This is a genomic window from Streptomyces sp. NPDC030809 (genome assembly GCF_055572195.1).
Genome location: NZ_JBVIDV010000055.1, coordinates 1 through 1,622 on the forward strand (window position 1 = coordinate 1; position 1,622 = coordinate 1,622).

A 1,622-nucleotide genomic window follows, 5' to 3' on the forward strand; every position below is an offset into this window, starting at 1 on the left:
GGCTGTTCCATCTTCATGGCTTCGAGGACCACGACGAGGTCGCCTTCGGCGACCTGCTGGCCTTCCTCGACGGCGACCTTGACGATGGTGCCCTGCATGGGGGAGGCCAGGGTGTCGCCCGAGGCGGCCGGCCCGGACTTCTTCGCCGCGCGGCGCTTGGGCTTGGCGCCGCCTGCGGCTGCGGTGCGGGCCAAGGTCATGCCCAGGCTGGAGGGCAGGGAGACTTCCAGGCGCTTGCCGCCGACTTCGACCACGACGGTCTCGCGGCCGGGCTCGTCCTGGTCCTCCTCGGCGGCGGGGGCGGTGAAGGCGGGGATGTCGTTGACGAACTCGGTCTCGATCCAGCGGGTGTGGACCGTGAACGGGTTGCCGCCGGCGGGGTTGAAGGCGGGGTCGGCGACGACGGCGCGGTGGAAGGGGATGGCGGTGGCCATGCCCTCGACGCGGAACTCGGCCAGCGCGCGGGCCGCGCGCTGGAGGGCCTGCTCGCGGGTGGCGCCGGTGACGATCAGCTTGGCGAGCAGGGAGTCCCAGGCGGGTCCGATGACGCTGCCGGATTCCACGCCTGCGTCCAGGCGGACACCGGGTCCGGTGGGCGGGCTGAAGAGGGTGACGGTGCCGGGGGCGGGCAGGAAGCCCCGGCCCGGGTCCTCGCCGTTGATGCGGAACTCGAAGGAGTGCCCGCGCAAGACGGGGTCGCCGTAGCCGAGTTCCTCGCCGTCGGCGATGCGGAACATCTCGCGGACCAGGTCGATGCCGGTGACCTCCTCGGTCACCGGGTGCTCGACCTGCAGACGGGTGTTGACCTCCAGGAAGGAGATCGTGCCGTCGGCACCCACCAGGAACTCCACCGTGCCGGCGCCGACGTAGCCGGCCTCCTTCAAGATGGCCTTCGACGCCGCGTAGAGCTGCTCGTTCTGGGCCTGGCTCAGGAACGGGGCCGGGGCCTCCTCGACCAGCTTCTGATGGCGGCGCTGCAGCGAGCAGTCACGGGTGGAGACCACCACCACGTTGCCGTGCGCGTCTGCCAGGCACTGCGTCTCCACATGCCGCGGCTTGTCGAGGTAGCGCTCCACGAAGCACTCCCCGCGCCCGAACGCCGCGACCGCCTCACGCACCGCGGAGTCGTAGAGCTCGGGCACCTCCTCCAGCGTGCGGGCCACCTTCAGACCCCGCCCGCCACCACCGAACGCCGCCTTGATCGCGATCGGCAGGCCGTGCTCCTGCGCGAAGGCCACGACCTCCTGCGCACCCGACACCGGATCCGGCGTGCCCGCCACCAGCGGCGCACCCGCACGCTGCGCGATGTGCCGGGCCGCGACCTTGTCACCCAGGTCCCGGATCGCCTGCGGCGGCGGACCGATCCACGTCAGACCCGCATCGATCACCGCCTGCGCGAACTCCGCGTTCTCCGACAAGAACCCGTAACCGGGGTGGACCGCATCCGCACCGGCATCCGCCGCGGCCTGCAAGACCTTCGCAATGTCCAGATAACTGGTGGCCGGGGTGTCACCGCCCAGAGCGAACGCTTCATCGGCCGCACGGACATGCAGAGCATCCCGGTCCGGATCCGCGTAAACGGCAACGCTCGCGATCCCCGCATCCCGGCAGGCCCGCGCAAC

General features: G+C 71.3%; 1 protein-coding gene. It reads right to left on the reverse strand.

From position 1 onward, the window contains the following. The coding region (locus ACZ407_RS34885; RefSeq protein WP_468135566.1) for an acetyl-CoA carboxylase biotin carboxylase subunit at positions 1–1,622 on the reverse strand (1,622 nt) is incomplete at both ends.